The organism is Vibrio sp. TBV020 (assembly GCF_046056895.1).
Lineage (GTDB): Bacteria > Pseudomonadota > Gammaproteobacteria > Enterobacterales > Vibrionaceae > Vibrio.
The window spans coordinates 259,681-276,935 of record NZ_JBEEAQ010000003.1 but is presented as its reverse complement, the minus strand read 5'-3'; the positions used below and the strand labels follow the sequence as shown (position 1 = coordinate 276,935).

Annotated in this window: 13 protein-coding genes; 9 read left to right on the top strand and 4 right to left on the bottom strand. The window is 45.0% G+C overall.

Annotated features, from left to right (window positions below):
- Window positions 1-140 precede the first annotated feature (140 nt).
- Both pckA and AAFX28_RS09185 read left to right on the top strand, forming a co-directional pair.
- Window positions 141-1,769 carry a phosphoenolpyruvate carboxykinase (ATP) gene (gene pckA / locus AAFX28_RS09190; protein WP_408687163.1) on the top strand — a complete coding sequence of 543 codons (1,629 nt, stop codon included), beginning with the start codon at window positions 141-143 and terminating at the stop codon, window positions 1,767-1,769.
- A gap of 114 nt (window positions 1,770-1,883) precedes the next feature.
- Window positions 1,884-3,848 carry an AsmA family protein gene (locus tag AAFX28_RS09185; protein ID WP_408687162.1) on the top strand — a complete coding sequence of 655 codons (1,965 nt, stop codon included), beginning with the start codon at window positions 1,884-1,886 and terminating at the stop codon, window positions 3,846-3,848.
- Here the strand turns inward: AAFX28_RS09185 and AAFX28_RS09180 are convergent.
- Genes AAFX28_RS09180 through AAFX28_RS09170 form a run of 3 tightly spaced genes read right to left on the bottom strand, consistent with a single transcriptional unit; the run spans window position 3,806 to window position 6,111 of the window.
- Window positions 3,806-4,741 carry a YiiD C-terminal domain-containing protein gene (locus AAFX28_RS09180; RefSeq protein WP_408687161.1) on the bottom strand — a complete coding sequence of 312 codons (936 nt, stop codon included), beginning with the start codon at window positions 4,739-4,741 and terminating at the stop codon, window positions 3,806-3,808. The two genes, AAFX28_RS09185 and AAFX28_RS09180, sit on opposite strands and share 43 nt — an antisense overlap.
- Window positions 4,742-4,787: 46 nt before the next feature.
- A complete protein-coding gene (dtd, locus tag AAFX28_RS09175) occupies window positions 4,788-5,222 on the bottom strand; it encodes a D-aminoacyl-tRNA deacylase (RefSeq protein ID WP_408687160.1) in 435 nt (144 codons plus the stop codon).
- A complete protein-coding gene (locus AAFX28_RS09170; RefSeq protein WP_408687159.1) occupies window positions 5,194-6,111 on the bottom strand; it encodes a virulence factor BrkB family protein in 918 nt (305 codons plus the stop codon). The genes dtd and AAFX28_RS09170 overlap by 29 nt, the downstream gene beginning before the upstream one ends.
- A gap of 62 nt (window positions 6,112-6,173) precedes the next feature.
- Here AAFX28_RS09170 and AAFX28_RS09165 point away from each other — a divergent pair, with 62 nt between their 5' ends.
- Window positions 6,174-6,815, top strand: coding sequence for a DUF2959 domain-containing protein (locus AAFX28_RS09165; RefSeq protein ID WP_408687158.1), 642 nt, complete (start codon window positions 6,174-6,176; stop codon window positions 6,813-6,815).
- Window positions 6,816-6,823: 8 nt separating this feature from the next.
- Complete coding sequence (locus AAFX28_RS09160; RefSeq protein WP_408687157.1) at window positions 6,824-7,354, top strand: AAA family ATPase; 531 nt, start codon at window positions 6,824-6,826, stop codon at window positions 7,352-7,354.
- 136 nt (window positions 7,355-7,490) lie between these two features.
- Here AAFX28_RS09160 and typA read toward each other — a convergent pair whose 3' ends face one another.
- Entirely contained in the window at window positions 7,491-9,320 is a 1,830-nt protein-coding gene (gene typA / locus AAFX28_RS09155; RefSeq protein WP_408687156.1) for a translational GTPase TypA, read from the bottom strand.
- A 491-nt stretch (window positions 9,321-9,811) separates the two neighbouring features.
- Here typA and glnA point away from each other — a divergent pair, with 491 nt between their 5' ends.
- From glnA to AAFX28_RS09130, 5 genes are all read left to right on the top strand, one after another.
- Window positions 9,812-11,221 (top strand): glutamate--ammonia ligase, encoded by a 1,410-nt coding sequence (glnA, locus tag AAFX28_RS09150; protein WP_408687155.1) that lies wholly within the window; start codon window positions 9,812-9,814, stop codon window positions 11,219-11,221.
- A 129-nt stretch (window positions 11,222-11,350) separates the two neighbouring features.
- The gene (locus AAFX28_RS09145; protein WP_408687154.1) at window positions 11,351-11,893 is read left to right on the top strand and encodes a DUF4124 domain-containing protein; all 543 of its coding nucleotides are present in this window, start codon (window positions 11,351-11,353) and stop codon (window positions 11,891-11,893) included.
- Between the two features lie 93 nt (window positions 11,894-11,986).
- Window positions 11,987-13,051: a nitrogen regulation protein NR(II) gene (gene glnL / locus AAFX28_RS09140; RefSeq protein WP_408687153.1), complete on the top strand. Its 1,065-nt coding sequence runs from the start codon at window positions 11,987-11,989 to the stop codon at window positions 13,049-13,051.
- A gap of 35 nt (window positions 13,052-13,086) precedes the next feature.
- Window positions 13,087-14,490: a nitrogen regulation protein NR(I) gene (gene glnG / locus AAFX28_RS09135; RefSeq protein ID WP_408687152.1), complete on the top strand. Its 1,404-nt coding sequence runs from the start codon at window positions 13,087-13,089 to the stop codon at window positions 14,488-14,490.
- Window positions 14,491-14,657: 167 nt separating this feature from the next.
- Entirely contained in the window at window positions 14,658-17,198 is a 2,541-nt protein-coding gene (locus AAFX28_RS09130; protein ID WP_408687151.1) for an EAL domain-containing protein, read from the top strand.
- Window positions 17,199-17,255: the final 57 nt, after the last annotated feature.

Here is a 17,255-nt window from a genome sequence, read left to right as displayed (position 1 = left end):
GCTTAAAACCCCATGAAGATTGCGGATATTTTTTGAGCTATATCCCTGTTTTCTCTGAGGCCCATTGCTAGCATGGTGAGCAGATAAAAATTAAAAAATTATTACAAAATCCCTACAAAATATTCCGATAAGGAGCACCTATGACCGTTATGGAACATACTAAGGCTGCAACAATTGATCTTACCAAACACGGGCTTCATAACGTAAAAGAGGTTATTCGTAACCCAAGCTACGAAGTGTTGTTCGAAGAAGAGACTCGCGCTGATCTGGAAGGCTACGAAAAAGGCGTCGTAACTGAGCTGGGTGCTGTCGCAGTTGATACCGGTATTTTTACCGGCCGCTCACCAAAAGATAAATACATCGTGAAAGATGCGACTACAGAAGAACATATGTGGTGGACATCTGATGCAGTGAAAAACGATAACAAAGCTATCGACCAAGCTGTATGGAATGATCTGAAAGAGCTCGTTACTGGTCAACTTTCAGGCAAGCGTGTATTTGTGATTGACGGTTACTGTGGTGCAAACCCAGATACACGTCTTAGCATCCGTGTGATTACTGAAGTAGCATGGCAAGCTCACTTCGTGAAGAACATGTTCATTCGTCCTAGCGAAGAAGAGCTAGCAACATTTGAACCTGACTTTGTGGTCATGAACGGTGCGAAGTGCACTAACCAAAAATGGGAAGAGCACGGCCTAAATTCGGAAAACTTCACTGTATTTAACCTAACCGAGCGCATGCAGCTGATTGGTGGTACTTGGTACGGTGGCGAAATGAAGAAAGGCATGTTCGCGATGATGAACTACTTCCTTCCTCTGAAAGACATCGCATCCATGCACTGTAGTGCCAACATGGGCAAAGAAGGCGATGTGGCTATTTTCTTCGGCTTATCTGGTACAGGTAAAACAACACTATCAACAGATCCTAAACGCGCACTTATTGGTGATGATGAGCACGGCTGGGATGACGATGGTGTCTTCAACTTTGAAGGTGGTTGCTACGCAAAAACCATCAAGCTATCTAAAGAAGCAGAACCTGACATCTACAATGCCATCCGTCGTGATGCATTACTAGAAAACGTAACAGTTCGCGGCGATGGCTCTATCGACTTCGATGATGGCTCTAAAACAGAGAATACTCGTGTTTCTTACCCAATTGAGCATATTGAAAACATTGTTAAGCCAGTATCAAAAGGCGGTCATGCTAATAAAGTGATCTTCCTATCAGCTGATGCATTTGGTGTGCTTCCTCCGGTTTCTAAACTAACGCCAGAACAAACCAAGTACCACTTCTTATCTGGCTTTACAGCAAAACTGGCAGGTACTGAGCGTGGAATCACTGAACCAACACCGACCTTCTCTGCATGTTTTGGCGCTGCGTTCCTTACGCTACATCCAACAAAATACGCAGAAGTACTGGTAAAACGTATGGAAGCAGCGGGAGCTGAAGCTTACCTAGTTAACACAGGCTGGAATGGCAGCGGCAAACGTATCTCAATTCAAGATACTCGCGGCATCATTGATGCAATCTTAGATGGTTCGATTGAGCATGCTGAAACCAAGCATATCCCAATCTTCAATCTAGAGGTGCCAACAGCACTGCACGATGTTGACCCTGCTATCTTGGACCCTCGTGATACTTACACTGATCCACTACAGTGGGAAAGCAAAGCGAAAGATCTAGCAAGTCGCTTTATCAATAACTTTGAGAAGTACACTGATAATGATGAAGGCCAATCACTGGTTGCAGCAGGTCCTCAGCTAGATTAGTGACATCGGCAGTAAATGTTTATCTAAGCCCCTCTTTTGAGGGGCTTTTTGTTGCTTGAAATGAAAAAGTGTTCCAAGCTAGTAACACTGTTCACTAAGGGAATGTGAGTTACTGTGAAGAAAGCACTCTTGCTGCTGGCGTTGGTTATCGTCGGTACTCTCGCTTTGTCTGCTATTGGTCTTTATAGCGTCATGCAGACGCGCTATGCGACGCAAGTGGTGAACACACTTCTTAGTCAGCTCACCCCGTTTCAAGTATCTCCCGCTAAAGTTGCCTATACGCCTCCTTTGCAACTAACCCTAGAAGACACTGTTATTGGTACTAGTGAAAACAGCACATCAATTCCCAAGCTGACCCTATGGGTTAGCCAACAACCTTGGCAAAATGGAAAACTCTCGTTTGATTCAATATTGATCGAAGGTGCCACGCTCGATCTAAAGCACGCTAACTTGCCTCTACTTGCTCAAGTGAATCTCCACCAGCTAGCTCTAAAGCAAACCGATATAAGCAGCTCTAAATGGTCTGCCCGAGGCGTTAATCTGCAAGTAGATCAGCCAACATGGAAGTCAGATAGCCAGCAACTTCCCTATGGTGATATTCAACTAGCAACCGAACAGCTTTATATTCAAGGAGAAGCGTTAGACAACCTGCTAGTCGACATGCGCTATCAGCAACAGGACAGCACCATATTTGGTAGCTCTTTTAATTGGCGTGGCGCCAGCATTTCTGGTCAGGCAGAGCAGTATGCCCAAGGCTGGTCCCTTGTTAATGTCACGATTGATAACCTGTCACTGCCTGAATCTCAACAAATTCAACCTTTACTCACTACGCTGCAAAACTTCGGTCTGCCAATCAACCACATCAATAGCTTGGATATTCTCAATAGCTCGTTTTCTTATGGCATGTGGCAATTAAAGCACCTTGATGCGTCTATCGAGGCAATATCACTAAAAAACTCTATCTGGCAGCAAGAACAGGGGTATGCATCATTTAACGCAGAGAGCATTCGTAACCCAAGTTTTGCCCTATTTTCTCCTCGAGCAAAAGTGACTTTTAACCAAGAGCAAATCTACATTGAAGAGTTTGATAGTGACTTTAAAGACGGGCGTGTGCAGATTCAGGGGAAAATCACTCCGAACCAAGTGAAGCTTGATCAGCTGTCCATTTCTGGAGTGAAGTGGTTAGAAGATGTCGATCAACTCGCTTCCACTATCGAGCAAATTACCACTCCATTAAAACATCTTGAGATTTCTTCATTGGAAGTTGAAAACACTCAATTTATTCAAGTTGAGCAAGAGCCTTATTGGCAAGTGTCAGGGCTGACGATTGAAGGCAAAGATCTTACCTTGATTGAAGAGGGCAATTTGGGATTACTTGATGGTGTGCTAGAGGTTAGCGCTAACTCAGCAAGTATTGATAAATTACTAACCACTCAGGCTCACTTTGCTGCATTTGCTAACGGACATAAATTGACGTTAGAGCGCGCTTTTATTCCTCTTGAGCAAGGTTATATCGAAGCGAATGGCACATGGGACAGAGCCTCTCTGAGCGCTCCTTGGCAGGTATCGATTCATGCCGACGGGATTCCGCTACAACAACATCACATTCAACAGAACTTACCTTTTGCTTTATCTGGAACGGCTGAAGTCGAAGTCGAGTTAAGTGGATTATCCGGTGATTACTCGATGTTTTCGCATAGCTTATCCGGACAGGTGACCACTTTCCTACACCAAGCCATCGTAGAAGCGAAAAGTGTCGATGGTGAGAAAAGCTACACTCAAAAGCTCGATATTGATGAAATTAAGCTTAAAGCGGATAGAGGAAGAGTTATTGTTCAATCAGTAAGTCAGAGTGAGGTAACACAAATCGCTGGCGAGATGGATTTAACCAAACCTCAATATGCGACACTATTGCTTAAATCGGAGCAAGCTTGCTTACAGCTTTGGTCCGATATAATCAATGGAGCTAACGTTATAAAGGCAACCTGTGGCACTCAAGAACAAGCTAAGCCTATCGCACCACAGGTAGTAGAGGGTCAAGAGTCAGAGACAGGGTCAGAACCAAGTACCGCTTTGTAATCAGGCAGCAACATGTAGGTGCCGATAAACTCGACCGCAGCTTCATTACCACTGTAGATAGTCACGTGGATAACAATACGTGCTTTACGACCAGAAGCCAGTCTATCTAAATCACCGCTAATACCATCAAGTGATGTCGACGCCACTGGGTTTTGAGTAACTGGCTGGCGATAACGAATCTGACTGTCGGCCAACACAATATCACCGGTAAGATTACGCTCTTTCATCAATAGCCATGTCATTCCCCAACCTGTTAATGTGGCTAGCGTAAATGCAGAACCAGCAAACATCGTATTGTGGGGGTTTAAGTTGGGATTGAGCTGAGCTGAACACTCAAACTGATAACCTGTGTACTGATTTATCTTAATCCCCATCTTGTCACTGATTGGGATTTGGTGCTCCCAGCGCTCTTGAAGCTCGGTACACCATTCAGGCTTACGCAAGACATTTGCCATAGGGTCAAGCGGCTTGACCATCTGTTGGTGCCTTACTGGGCCACGCACATCGGTGAGCTCACCTCGACGCTCAAAACCATTCTTCTCATAGAATGAAATGGCATCTTCACGTGCATTACACACTAAGCGTTTTGCTCCCTCTTGTCGTGCTAACGACTCAAGCGCGACCAGAACCAACGAGCCCATACCCTTGCTACGACGATTACCTTTTACCGCCATAAAGCGGATCTGACCTTCACTGTCAGGGGTAATGTATAAACGACCAATCGCCATTGGCCTACCTCGCCCATCGACAATCATACGATGATGACCCATTGGATCATATTCATCACGCTCAGAACCGATAGGCATTCGCCAAGGTTCTCGCAGCATTTGCCAACGGAAGTGGTAATACTTATTCAGTTGTTTTTCAGTCTTCGGCGTAATCAGCTTAAACATGTAAATCCTTTTCTAGAGACACTGAACATCTCTACTAGCCTTATAATTATACTTGCAACCAGAACGTCACAGGGCCGTCATTCACTAGCGACACTTTCATATCCGCTGCAAATTGACCTCGCTCTGTTGGTAAAACTTGTGCACATTGATCCGCAAAATACTCATACAAGCGTTCAGCTTCAGCTGGGTGAGCTCCTCGCGAGAAACCTGCTCGAGTCCCTTTTTTGGTATCTGCTGGTAAAGTAAATTGAGAAACGACCAGAACTTTACCCTCAACTTGCTTCACGTTGAGGTTCACTTTTCCTTCGTCATCACCAAACACACGATAAGTAGTGACTCGCTCCATTAGACGCTTTGCTTTCACTTCATCATCGTCTTTTTCTACGCCTAATAGCACAAGTAGACCTTTGTCGATCTCACCGACAATTTCACCTTCTACGCGTACTGCTGCTTCACTTACTCTTTGTATCAGGGCTATCACCGCTGTTTCCTTCTACTTGTTGTGTGATTGAACTTTCCGAAGAGTGTACCATTTCTTCGTCCTTGCTCCACTCTTCCCTTTCACCCAAGGCTGCGGTGACTTCTGCCCCAATGAGCACTATTAGCCAGCATAAGTAGACCCAAACAAACAAGATTGGAATCGCCGCTAATGCGCCATAAATCAACTGATAAGAAGGGAACTGGGTAATGTAGGCAGCAAAGCCTTTCTTACTCGCTTCAAACAGCAACGCCGCCACAATTGCACCAATCAGAGCATGAGAAATGCGCACCTTTTTATTTGGTACCAACAAGTACAAACCAACAAAAGCAAACAACGACAGCAAAAACGGCAACCAACGAAGCAGCAAGTTATATACACCAGAGACTGCTTCGCTTTCGAGAATTTTGAGAGACGTTACATACGAAGTGGCAGCAATGCTCGCCCCGACTAGTATTGGGCCAAGGGTCAATACCATCCAATACATCGAAAACGAAAACACCGCACGACGCTTCTGCTGAACACGCCAGATATAGTTAAGATTTTTATCGATGTTGGAAATCAACATAAGCGCTGCGACAAATAGGAAAGCGCCGCCCACCGCACTCATTTTGCCGGTATTAGAAACGAACTCTAGCAATGCGCCTTTCACCGCATCCCCCGCAGCGGGAACAAAGTGAGTAATGACAAAATCTTGAATGGCATCACCAGCGTTTTCAAAGATAGCAAACGAAGATAAAACCGAAAGTAGAACGGTCAACATAGGAACAATCGAGAGCAAAGTAATGTAAGCCAAATACCCTGCATTCACATTAACTCTATCGTGCCCCATTCGGCTCAATAGATAGCGCCCGAACAGCATGGTTTGTTTCACCAATGACTCGATTTTCAACTTGTATCTCCCTATCAACTCAGTCATCCTAACATTATAATTCTAAAGGAAAGGAACCCATCATGCCGTACTTACTGGCTATTGTATTGTCTATTTTTACCCTGACAGGATGTCAATCAGCCTATTACTCTGCGATGGAACAAGTAGGCTACCACAAACGAGACATCATGGTGGATCGCGTTGAGGACGCAAAAGAGTCACAGCAGGACGCACAGCAAGAATTTACTAGCGCACTAGAAGCACTATCTGCATTAACAAACTTTGATGGCGGTGAACTTGAATCGGTTTACAACCAAATCAACGATAAATACCAAGACAGCGAAAAAGCAGCGCAAGACGTTAGTGATCGAATTGCGGCAATTGAAGATGTATCAGACGCTCTATTTGCCGAATGGCAAGATGAATTAGAACTCTACACAAGCAGTTCTTTACGCCGCTCTAGTGAACAGAAACTGCGTGAAACCAAAGCATCATACACAACGATGTTGTCAGCGATGAAGCGCGCAGAAGACAAGATGACGCCGGTGCTCAACACCTTGCGAGACAATACCCTTTACTTGAAGCACAACCTCAACGCCAGCGCAATTGGTGCGTTGCAAGGCGAGTTCACCAACCTTGAACAAGACATTCAATTCGCAATTAAGCAGATGAACGCTGCGATTGCTGAATCGGATAAGTTTTTAGCTCGCTTAAACCAGAAGTAACCGAGTCAATGCTCCCAATAATCATCACTGGTGGCCCCGGCGCAGGTAAAACCACGCTGATCGATGCACTCAGCGCGCATGGGTATCAAACCTTTGCAGAATCTTCTCGCCAGTTAATTGAAGAGCAAAGCGAATTAGATGATGGCATTTTACCTTGGACTGATTTACTTGGGTTTGCCCGCTTGTGCCTTGCAACTATGCTGAAGCAAAAACAGCAAGCCAACCAATGTGATGTAGCGTTTCTCGATCGAGCAATTCCGGATATTTGTGGCTATTTGCAACAAGCAGGGTTAGACATAGAACCTTGCTATATATCAGAAAGCGAAGGCTATCATCGACAAGCATTTTTCTGCCGCCCAGAACGCAGTATCTATGTGCAAGATGAAGTAAGGCCTTACCCATTTGAAGGCGCTGTAGCGATCCACAATGCTTTAATTGAAGTGTATCAAGAGCTCGGATTCCAAGTTGTTGAGGTGCCCTTTATGTCAGTATCAGAACGTGTTCAGTTCGTTCAGCACCATTTAGGGCTTAAAAGCTAGCTCCCCTCCCCCTAATTCACAACTAAGAGGGGCAACAGATTAGAGTTTCTCCTCGACGTATTGCTTATCTACAACCCATAAAACAAAAGCCCCGAGCAGCTAGGCTACTCGGGGCTTCTTTATTTAATCACTAAGATTACTTAGCGTTACGAGCTTCACGCTTACGATCGCTTTCCGTTAGGAACTTCTTACGGATACGGATGCTTTCAGGCGTTACTTCTACTAGTTCATCTTCATCAATGAATTCTAGTGCTTGCTCAAGCGTGTGCTTGATTGGCGGAGTAAGAACCTGTGCGTCATCAGTACCTGATGCACGAACGTTGGTTAGCTGCTTACCTTTCAGTGCGTTTACTGTTAGGTCGTTGTCACGGCTATGAATACCGATGATCATACCTTCGTAAACTTCTACACCGTGACCGATAAATAGACGGCCACGTTCTTGAAGGTTAAACAGTGCGTTAGTCAGTGCTTTACCAGCAGCGTTCGCAATTAGAACACCATTGATACGTTGACCGATTTGACCACCTTTGTGTGGACCGTAGCTGTCGTATGTATGGTAAAGAAGACCAGAACCTGAAGTTAGAGTCATGAACTCTGTTTGGAAACCAATCAGACCACGAGATGGCATGATGAAGTCCATACGTACACGGCCTTTACCGTCTGGCGCCATGTCTTTCAGCTCACCTTTACGTAGGCCGATGTTTTCCATGATACCGCCTTGGTGCTCTTCTAGAACATCAATCGTTACCGTTTCAAACGGTTCCATTAGCTGGCCATCAATTTCTTTGATGATTACTTCTGGACGAGATACTGCTAGCTCGAAGCCTTCGCGACGCATGTTTTCGATCAGGATAGATAGGTGAAGTTCACCACGGCCTGAAACGCGGAATTTGTCTGGATCGTCAGTCTGTTCAACACGTAGTGCAACGTTGTGTACTAGTTCTTTCTCTAGACGCTCAAGGATGTTACGTGACGTTACGTACTTACCTTCTTTACCCGCGAATGGAGACGTGTTTACTTGGAAAGTCATCGTTACTGTTGGTTCATCAACAGAAAGTGCTGGTAGTGCTTCAACTTCACCCTGCGCACATACTGTGTCAGAGATTTTCAGCTCACCAAGACCAGTGATTGCGATGATGTCACCTGCAGCGGCTTGGTCTACATCGTGACGCTCTAGGCCAAGGTAACCTTGAACTGTACCCACTTTACCGTTACGAGTCTTACCATCAGCACCAACTACTGTTACTTGCTGGTTAGGTTTGATTGTACCGCGAGTTACACGACCAACACCAATAACGCCTAGGTATGAGCTGTAATCAAGCTGAGAGATTTGCATCTGTAGAGGACCATCAAGGTCAACAGCAGGTGCCGCTACTTCATCAACGATAGTTTGGAATAGTGGTTCCATGTTCTCGCCAGTTTCGCCTTCTTCGCGTGTTGCCCAACCATTTAGAGCTGAAGCGTAAACCACTTGGAAGTCTAGCTGTTCGTCAGTCGCACCTAGGTTGTCGAATAGGTCAAATACTTGATCCATAACCCAGTCAGGACGAGCACCAGGACGGTCAATCTTGTTGATAACAACGATTGGCTTGAGACCGTGAGCAAATGCTTTTTGTGTTACGAAACGAGTTTGCGGCATTGGGCCGTCAACAGCGTCAACGATAAGTAGAACTGAGTCTACCATCGACATGATACGTTCTACTTCACCACCGAAGTCCGCGTGTCCCGGAGTATCGACGATGTTGATGCGGTAGTCATTCCAGTTAATTGCTGTGTTCTTAGCAAGAATGGTAATACCACGCTCTTTCTCGATGTCGTTAGAGTCCATGACTCGCTCTTCAGCTTCGCCGCGAGACTCTAAAGTACCTGATTGCTGTAGTAGTTTATCAACCAGTGTAGTTTTACCGTGGTCAACGTGCGCGATGATCGCGATATTTCTTAAATTATCAATCTGTGGAGTAGCCATGGATTTGATTCGCTCGATAGAAGAAGCTCGCACTTAAATGTTGAAACCTAAGCTGCGCGCTTACTTGATTAAAAAAACGGCCATAATGTACCAGATTCTAGCGAAAAACCCAGAAATATGTGATCTGATTCGCCCCTTTTCGGCGAATATTTTATTGATGAAACGCAAGCTGCCTCCGAGTAACACAAAAACCTCATTGACAACATCAGTAAAACTGGGCTGAATGGTATGCGATTTTGTATTATTTTGGTGCAATGACACTATTAACGCACCAACTTGGTGCAATACAGGATCAATTTGGTGCATCATGACGCACCAACTTCTTACTAAGCCCGCTAATTTATTGAAATTAATGGATTAATTTTTTTGGCACGGTTTTGGCTTTAATAAATTCAGCATCGATTAATACGATTGAAATGAAGTTAATCAATGCTGGATTGTACTAAACAAGTCGAGCTAAACCGCTTTAATAACACTGGAGGTTATCCAAGATGTCAGTAGAAAATGTTCTATCGCTAATCCAAGAAAACGAAGTTAAGTTTGTAGACCTACGCTTTACAGATACTAAAGGTAAAGAGCAGCATATCTCTCTACCTTCTCACCAAGTTGACGCAGACTTCTTCGAAGAAGGTAAGATGTTCGATGGTTCTTCTGTTGCTGGCTGGAAAGGCATCAACGAATCAGACATGGTAATGATGCCAGACGCATCATCTGCTGTTCTAGACCCATTCACAGAAGATGCAACGCTTAACCTACGTTGTGACATTCTAGAACCTGCAACAATGCAAGGCTACGACCGTGACCCACGCTCAATCGCTAAGCGCGCTGAAGACTTCATGCGTTCTACTGGTGTTGCAGACACTGTACTTATCGGTCCTGAGCCAGAGTTCTTCCTATTTGACGATGTTAAGTTCGCAACTGACATGTCGGGTTCATTCTTCAAGATTGATGACGTAGAAGCAGCTTGGAACACAGGTTCTGACTACGAAGAAGGTAACAAAGGCCACCGTCCTGGCGTTAAAGGTGGTTACTTCCCAGTAGCTCCAGTTGACTCTTCTCAAGACATCCGCTCTGCAATGTGTCTAATCATGGAAGAAATGGGCCTTGTTGTTGAAGCGCACCACCATGAAGTAGCAACTGCGGGTCAGAACGAAATCGCAACTCGCTTCAACACGCTAACAACTAAAGCTGACGAAATCCAAATCTACAAGTACGTTGTACACAACGTAGCACACGCATTTGGTAAGACTGCGACATTCATGCCTAAGCCACTAGTTGGTGACAACGGTTCTGGTATGCACGTGCACCAATCTCTTGCAAAAGACGGCGTTAACCTATTCTCTGGTGATAAGTACGGCGGCCTATCTGAAATGGCTCTACACTACATCGGCGGTATCATCAAACACGCTCGTGCAATCAACGCATTTGCTAACCCATCAACTAACTCGTACAAGCGTCTTGTACCGGGCTTCGAAGCGCCAGTTATGCTTGCTTACTCTGCACGTAACCGTTCTGCTTCTATCCGTATCCCTGTGGTACCAAGCCCTAAAGCACGTCGTATCGAAGTTCGTTTCGGTGACCCAGCAGCAAACCCATACCTATGTTTCGCAGCAATGCTAATGGCTGGTCTTGACGGTATTAAGAACAAGATCCACCCAGGCGAAGCAATGGATAAAGACCTTTACGATCTACCTGCAGAAGAAGCAGCAGAGATCCCAACAGTGGCTTACTCACTAAAAGATGCTCTAGAAGAACTAGATGCGGACCGTGAGTTCCTAACTGCTGGCGGCGTATTCTCTGACGACTTCATCGATTCTTACATCGCTCTTAAGTCTGAAGACGTAGAGAAAGTAAACATGACAACTCACCCACTAGAGTTCGAACTTTACTACTCTGTATAATCGATTGTCGTTCGCAACATTCGATCGTGTTGCATAAAATCAAGGCTCGCCTCGCAGGCGAGCCTTTTACATTTTTATGAGCCTAAAAGTGCTTGTTAGTATGTCGTCATCGCTACATGAGGACAGGTTATGCAAGTCTCTAATTTCGCAGTCATTATAGCGCTATTGTTTAGTGCGAAATCATTCTGCCAAACTGTCTATACATGGGTAGATGAAGATGGCACTTTGCATTTCGATGACGCACCTAATCACAGCCAAGCTCAGGCGATCGATTTACCCGACTTCGCTCAGCCAGCGCTGCCTCCTCAATTCGGTCACTCTGAGCCAGCTCAAACCAAACCAAAGCCTGTTGCACCAATGCCTCTATCCGTCACGATTACATCACCAGAAAACAACCAAGCAATAAGAAGCAACAACGGTTTTCTCTCTGTAAAGGCAACACTGAACAGAAAGCTGAAGGTTGGTGAACAGTTACAATTAACCTTAGATGGCAAAAATTATGGAGCGCTAACAACAACCCCTAACTGGCAGCTAAAAAATATTGACCGAGGTTCACACTCACTGACAATTCAAGTAGTTAAGGACGGCAAGCTTATTGCATCGTCTCTACCAACTACGGTGCATTTACAACGTACAACGATGAAACCAGCAGAGATCTCCCCTAAAGCTTGAGGCATCTCACTATTTCACTTTCGTTCTCTTAGTGATTGCGCCATACTTGAAAAGTACTCCGCACCAATTTGGTGCAAAGGGTAATTCAGGTTCATGGAATGGGGTAAGGCAGTGGATAGCGAACTGAGCGATATTATTTTAAATCACCAAGTCACATCGATTTTGATCATGAATGAGTCATTGCAGGTGCAATATGCCAACCCGGCAGCCGAGCAATTGTTTTCTCAAAGTGCAAAGCGAATCGTTGATCATCCTCTCTCTAACCTAATTCAACATGCTTCAATGGACCTCGCGCTACTCTCTCAGCCTTTGCAAAGCGGTCAAAGTATCACTGACAGCGACGTGACTTTTGTTGTTGACGGAAAGCCTTTGATGCTTGAAGTCACAGTCAGCCCGATCGAGTGGAAAAAAGAGCTGATGCTATTGGTTGAGATGAGAAAAATTGGCCAGCAACGTCGACTGAGTCAAGAGCTTAATCAACATGCGCAGCAACAAGCCGCTAAATTACTGGTGCGCGGATTAGCCCATGAGATAAAAAATCCTCTCGGTGGATTAAGGGGCGCAGCTCAGTTACTCGAAAGAACATTGCCCGATCCTAGTCTGGCTGAATATACCCAAATCATTATTGAACAAGCAGATCGACTTAGAGCCTTGGTAGACAGGTTACTTGGTCCACAAAAGCCCGGACAAAAGAAGCAAGAAAACCTGCACCTGATTTTAGAAAAGGTACGCCAGTTAGTCGACTTGGAAGCCAACCAAAGCATTTGTATTGAACGCGATTACGATCCGAGTTTGCCAGAGATTTTAATGGACGCGGCGCAAATCGAACAAGCGCTACTTAATATAGTCAGTAACGCCGGACAGATATTAAAAGATCAAAGCAACGGCCAAATTACTATTCGCACCAGAACAGTGCACCAAGCTAATATTCATGGTCAACGCTGCAAGCTTGCGGCCCGTATCGAAATCATCGACAACGGACCAGGTATTCCAGCAGATCTTCAAGATACCCTTTTCTACCCAATGGTCAGTGGGCGAGAAGGTGGCACTGGGCTAGGTCTATCCATTGCCCAAAATCTAATCGACCAACACCAAGGCAAGATCGATGTCGAAAGCTGGCCTGGTAGAACAACATTTACAATATATTTACCGATTTAATTTGACGCTATTGGCATTGCCGGAAGGAAGAGACTATGAGTAAAGGGTATGTGTGGGTCGTAGATGACGACAGTTCCATTCGCTGGGTAATGGAAAAAACGCTTTCATCGGCGAGCATAAAATGCGAGACCTTCTCCGATGCAGAGAGCGTGTTGCTTGCCCTTGAACGTGAAACGCCTGATGTCCTAGTTTCCGATATTAGAATGCCAGGAATAGATGGTTTAGAGCTGTTAAAGCAAGTTAACGAACGTTCACCTGAGCTACCAGTCATCATCATGACGGCTCACTCCGATCTTGATGCTGCAGTGAATGCCTATCAAAAAGGAGCATTCGAATACCTGCCAAAACCCTTTGATGTTGACGAGACCCTAACGCTGGTAGAGCGTGCAATTGCCCACAGCCAAGAGCAAAAACAAGTTCAGGGCTCTTTGGCGGATGAGGACTATACGCCGCCTGAGATCATCGGTGAAGCCCCAGCAATGCAGGAAGTCTTTCGCGCTATTGGCCGCCTCTCTCGCTCTTCCATTTCGGTGCTAATTAATGGCGAATCAGGTACAGGTAAAGAGTTAGTTGCTCATGCCTTGCACCGTCATAGCCCAAGAGCCAGTAAACCCTTTATTGCTCTTAATATGGCAGCCATTCCTAAGGACCTCATCGAGTCAGAGCTTTTTGGCCACGAAAAAGGGGCGTTTACCGGAGCGAATAGTGTAAGACAAGGGCGCTTTGAACAATCAAATGGAGGCACTCTTTTCTTAGATGAAATCGGTGATATGCCCCTCGACATTCAAACTCGGCTGCTAAGGGTTTTAGCGGACGGTCAGTTTTATAGAGTCGGGGGTCACTCACCAATCAAAGTGGACGTGCGCATTGTTGCAGCGACTCACCAAAACCTTGAAAAACTCGTCCATAAAGGCGACTTCCGTGAAGATCTCTTTCATCGCTTAAATGTGATTCGTATTCAGATACCAGCACTACGAGAGCGCAAGCAAGACGTTGAAAAGCTAACATTACACTTCTTGGCTCTAGCCGCTGAGGAGCTCGCTGTCGATGTCAAAACATTACACCCATCAACCGTTGAAAAGCTTACTCAACTTGATTGGCCAGGTAACGTACGTCAGCTAGAAAATATCTGTCGTTGGTTAACTGTGATGGCAAGCGGCAGTGAAGTACTTCCGAGCGATCTGCCCTCTGAATTGTTCGAAGAGAGGATGACAAGTGAAGAAATGTCATCAGGAACATGGCAACAACAGTTAGCAAGCTGGGCGAGAAACTCCCTCACTCAGGGAGACACAGAGCTTCTATCTTACGCACTTCCTGAATTTGAACGTATACTTTTGGAAGCGGCATTAGAACACACCAATGGCCATAAGCAGGATGCAGCTAAGGTTTTAGGCTGGGGACGTAACACTCTGACGCGGAAGTTGAAGGAGCTTTATTAGGCTATAGTGTTCATAACCCTAAAGCTAATTAATCAACACAAGTAGGTAGTATTAGCTCTATCTTAAACCAAGCTAGGGCTAGATGACTTACTTTTTGACCAAAAAGCCTCGCTCGCATTTATTAAAACAGATAAAATACACAATACTGTAAGAATAGAAGACGATATATGTCAGCGACAACACAAATTACGCTAAGAACTGCGGTAGTGCTGCCCTTTGTAATGATTTTTATCATTACCATTGGTGTGATAGTGACTGTGCAGAAAAATAGCTATGAAGAAATGGTCGTTGATATTAGTGATAAGCAGCTCTCTGCTTTAACCGGAAACGTTACATTAGAGCTTAACAAATTCTTAAACGACCCTTTCCAAGCAAGTCTTGCGCTTAGCCATTCTATTGGTTTCAATCAACTGTACCAACAGGGCGATACCACAGATATAGAGAACTACTTCCTAACTTCATTTCGCTCTCTTTATAACTCAATCCCTCAGCTCGATGTTATTGGATTTGGCGGAGAAGGTGCAGAATATGTAGGTTTTAGAAAAGAGCCCAACAATGCCTACACCCTCATGGTTCAAGATGACCGAACCGAGCAACAGCTTATCATCTATCGGGGCCAAACTATCAGCCGTGACATTCGCTCTGTCATTGGTGGTTATGACCCTCGAATTCGTCCATGGTATGCACCCGTTGCAAAAAGTTTAACCCCTATGTGGTCTTCCATTTATGCCAATGCGGATGAAAGACAAGAAATCACCTTATCCGCACTGACCCCTGTCTTCTATGGGCAAGATTTTCAAGGCGTTGTGGTCACTGATGTCAAAATCGATACCTTTAATGCATTTCTAAAAGACCAGCAGCAGCAAACGAACGCAGTCATTTACCTAGTGGACGATAAGAAAAGGCTTGTCGCTCATTCGACAGGTGGTAGCGTTGTTTCATGGGGTACGCCTTTCAGCGATAAGGGAGAACGACTCCTAGCAACAGAGAGCGCAAACCCAATCGTCAAAGCAAATGCAGAGTACTCTAAAACCAGAGATTTCTACTCTCAAGGTACCGTTCAGCGCTTTGCTCTCGATATTAATAATGAGCGCTACTTTAACCACTTTACCCCATACGTTGATGAACATGGCCTCAAATGGTACATCGGGGTTGCGATTTCCGAATCCAACCTACTTGGCAAACTACCTGAAAGTCAGAGAGATAGCTGGATCATCGGTATCACAGCGAGCTTAATCGGCATTGCACTAGGCTTATTTGCATTTAATAGAGTTGTCGCTCCGATCACCTCTACCGCTGCAGCTGCCAAGCACCTAGCCAAAGGGGACTGGGAAAGTAATATGCCTCAACCGGGTAATATCTATGAAACGACCATGTTGGTATATGCTTTTAACGAGATGGCAAACAACCTCAAAGCATCATTCCGGGCTCTTCGTTCTCAACTGCTTTATGACTCTTTGACTAAGCTATACAGCCGAGAGGGACTGATTGATACTTGCGATAAATTACCTGAACTTAATGGCTCACTGATACTTGTCGGTATCAAAAAGTTTCGTGACATCAACGATAGCTTAGGTCATTACAAAGGGGACCAACTGCTCGTCACCATATCTCAGCGCCTTAACTCAATTTATTCTCAAGATCACTATATCGCCAGAATTGGCGGTGATGAGTTCGCTATCTACACACCCAAGAAACAGAATGAACAAGAGCTCATTCTCGCTGCAAACCGAATTCTGCAAATGTTTGCTTCACCGTTTGTTATGGAGCAAGACAGTGTCATCGTAAATGTATCTATTGGTGTGGTTGAAAGCGGCCCTGACTTCAATATGACGCTATGGCTACGTAACGGTAGTATCGCCCTTAGTAATGCAAAACAAGAACTGACCAACATCAGCTTTTATCGCCCAGAAATGGCGGATATCTCGCGTAAGCGCACGCTTATGGTGGCTAAAATTAAGGATGCAATTGAACGCAAAGAGTTCATACCTTTTTATCAGCCCTTAGTTGATCTCAATAGTGGAGAGGTTATTGGTGCTGAAGCGTTAGCTCGTTGGCTGTCACCTTCAGCAGGCCTAGTGTCACCGTTAGAATTTATCCCTATCGCTGAAGAAAGCGGATTAATTGGTTCTATTGGCGAGCAGATTCTCCTTCAAGCGTGTAACGATGCTGTTCGAGGAATGCGTGCAGGAAAATGGGATGAGAGTTTCCACATGCACGTTAATCTGTCAGTGAATCAACTATCACAGCCGGACTTTATATCGATACTGCAAAGAATATTAACTCAATCGACCTTGAACCCTAATAACCTCACCCTAGAGATAACTGAATCTCGAATTGTCGACAACGATCCTGTGACAATACGAAATATGCAGGCAGTCAGAGATCTGGGGGTTCACATCGCCATTGATGATTTTGGAACCGGCTACAGCTCACTTGCCTATCTACATAAGTTGCCATTTGACTGTATCAAGATAGATCGCACGTTTGTTGATAAACTCTCACCACAAGATTTAGATACTTCCATTGTTTCGGCGATCATTAACATGACGCGCGGAATGAAAGTTAATCTCGTGGCAGAAGGTATCGAAACTTCTGAGCAAGCCAAAATGCTCACACAGTTGAACTGCCCTCAAGGACAAGGTTTTCTGTATAGCCGCCCTGTACCATTCGATGAATGGCCAACAGATTTGGTTAACATGAAATAAAAACCAACATTAATGGTTGGTTTTATGCCCTTACTCTACTGACACTTCTGTCTTTGA

Excerpts from the sequence above, each read along its gene's own strand:
- AAFX28_RS09165 (WP_408687158.1), top strand. The coding sequence starts at position 6,174 with ATGCCGTACTTACTGGCTATTGTATTGTCTATTTTTACCCTGACAGGA.
- AAFX28_RS09145 (WP_408687154.1), top strand. The coding sequence starts at position 11,351 with ATGCAAGTCTCTAATTTCGCAGTCATTATAGCGCTATTGTTTAGTGCG.
- AAFX28_RS09160 (WP_408687157.1), top strand. The coding sequence starts at position 6,824 with ATGCTCCCAATAATCATCACTGGTGGCCCCGGCGCAGGTAAAACCACG.
- glnA (WP_408687155.1), top strand. The coding sequence starts at position 9,812 with ATGTCAGTAGAAAATGTTCTATCGCTAATCCAAGAAAACGAAGTTAAG.
- pckA (WP_408687163.1), top strand. The coding sequence starts at position 141 with ATGACCGTTATGGAACATACTAAGGCTGCAACAATTGATCTTACCAAA.
- typA (WP_408687156.1), bottom strand. The coding sequence starts at position 9,320 with ATGGCTACTCCACAGATTGATAATTTAAGAAATATCGCGATCATCGCG.
- glnL (WP_408687153.1), top strand. The coding sequence starts at position 11,987 with ATGGAATGGGGTAAGGCAGTGGATAGCGAACTGAGCGATATTATTTTA.
- glnG (WP_408687152.1), top strand. The coding sequence starts at position 13,087 with ATGAGTAAAGGGTATGTGTGGGTCGTAGATGACGACAGTTCCATTCGC.
- AAFX28_RS09130 (WP_408687151.1), top strand. The coding sequence starts at position 14,658 with ATGTCAGCGACAACACAAATTACGCTAAGAACTGCGGTAGTGCTGCCC.
- AAFX28_RS09180 (WP_408687161.1), bottom strand. The coding sequence starts at position 4,741 with ATGTTTAAGCTGATTACGCCGAAGACTGAAAAACAACTGAATAAGTAT.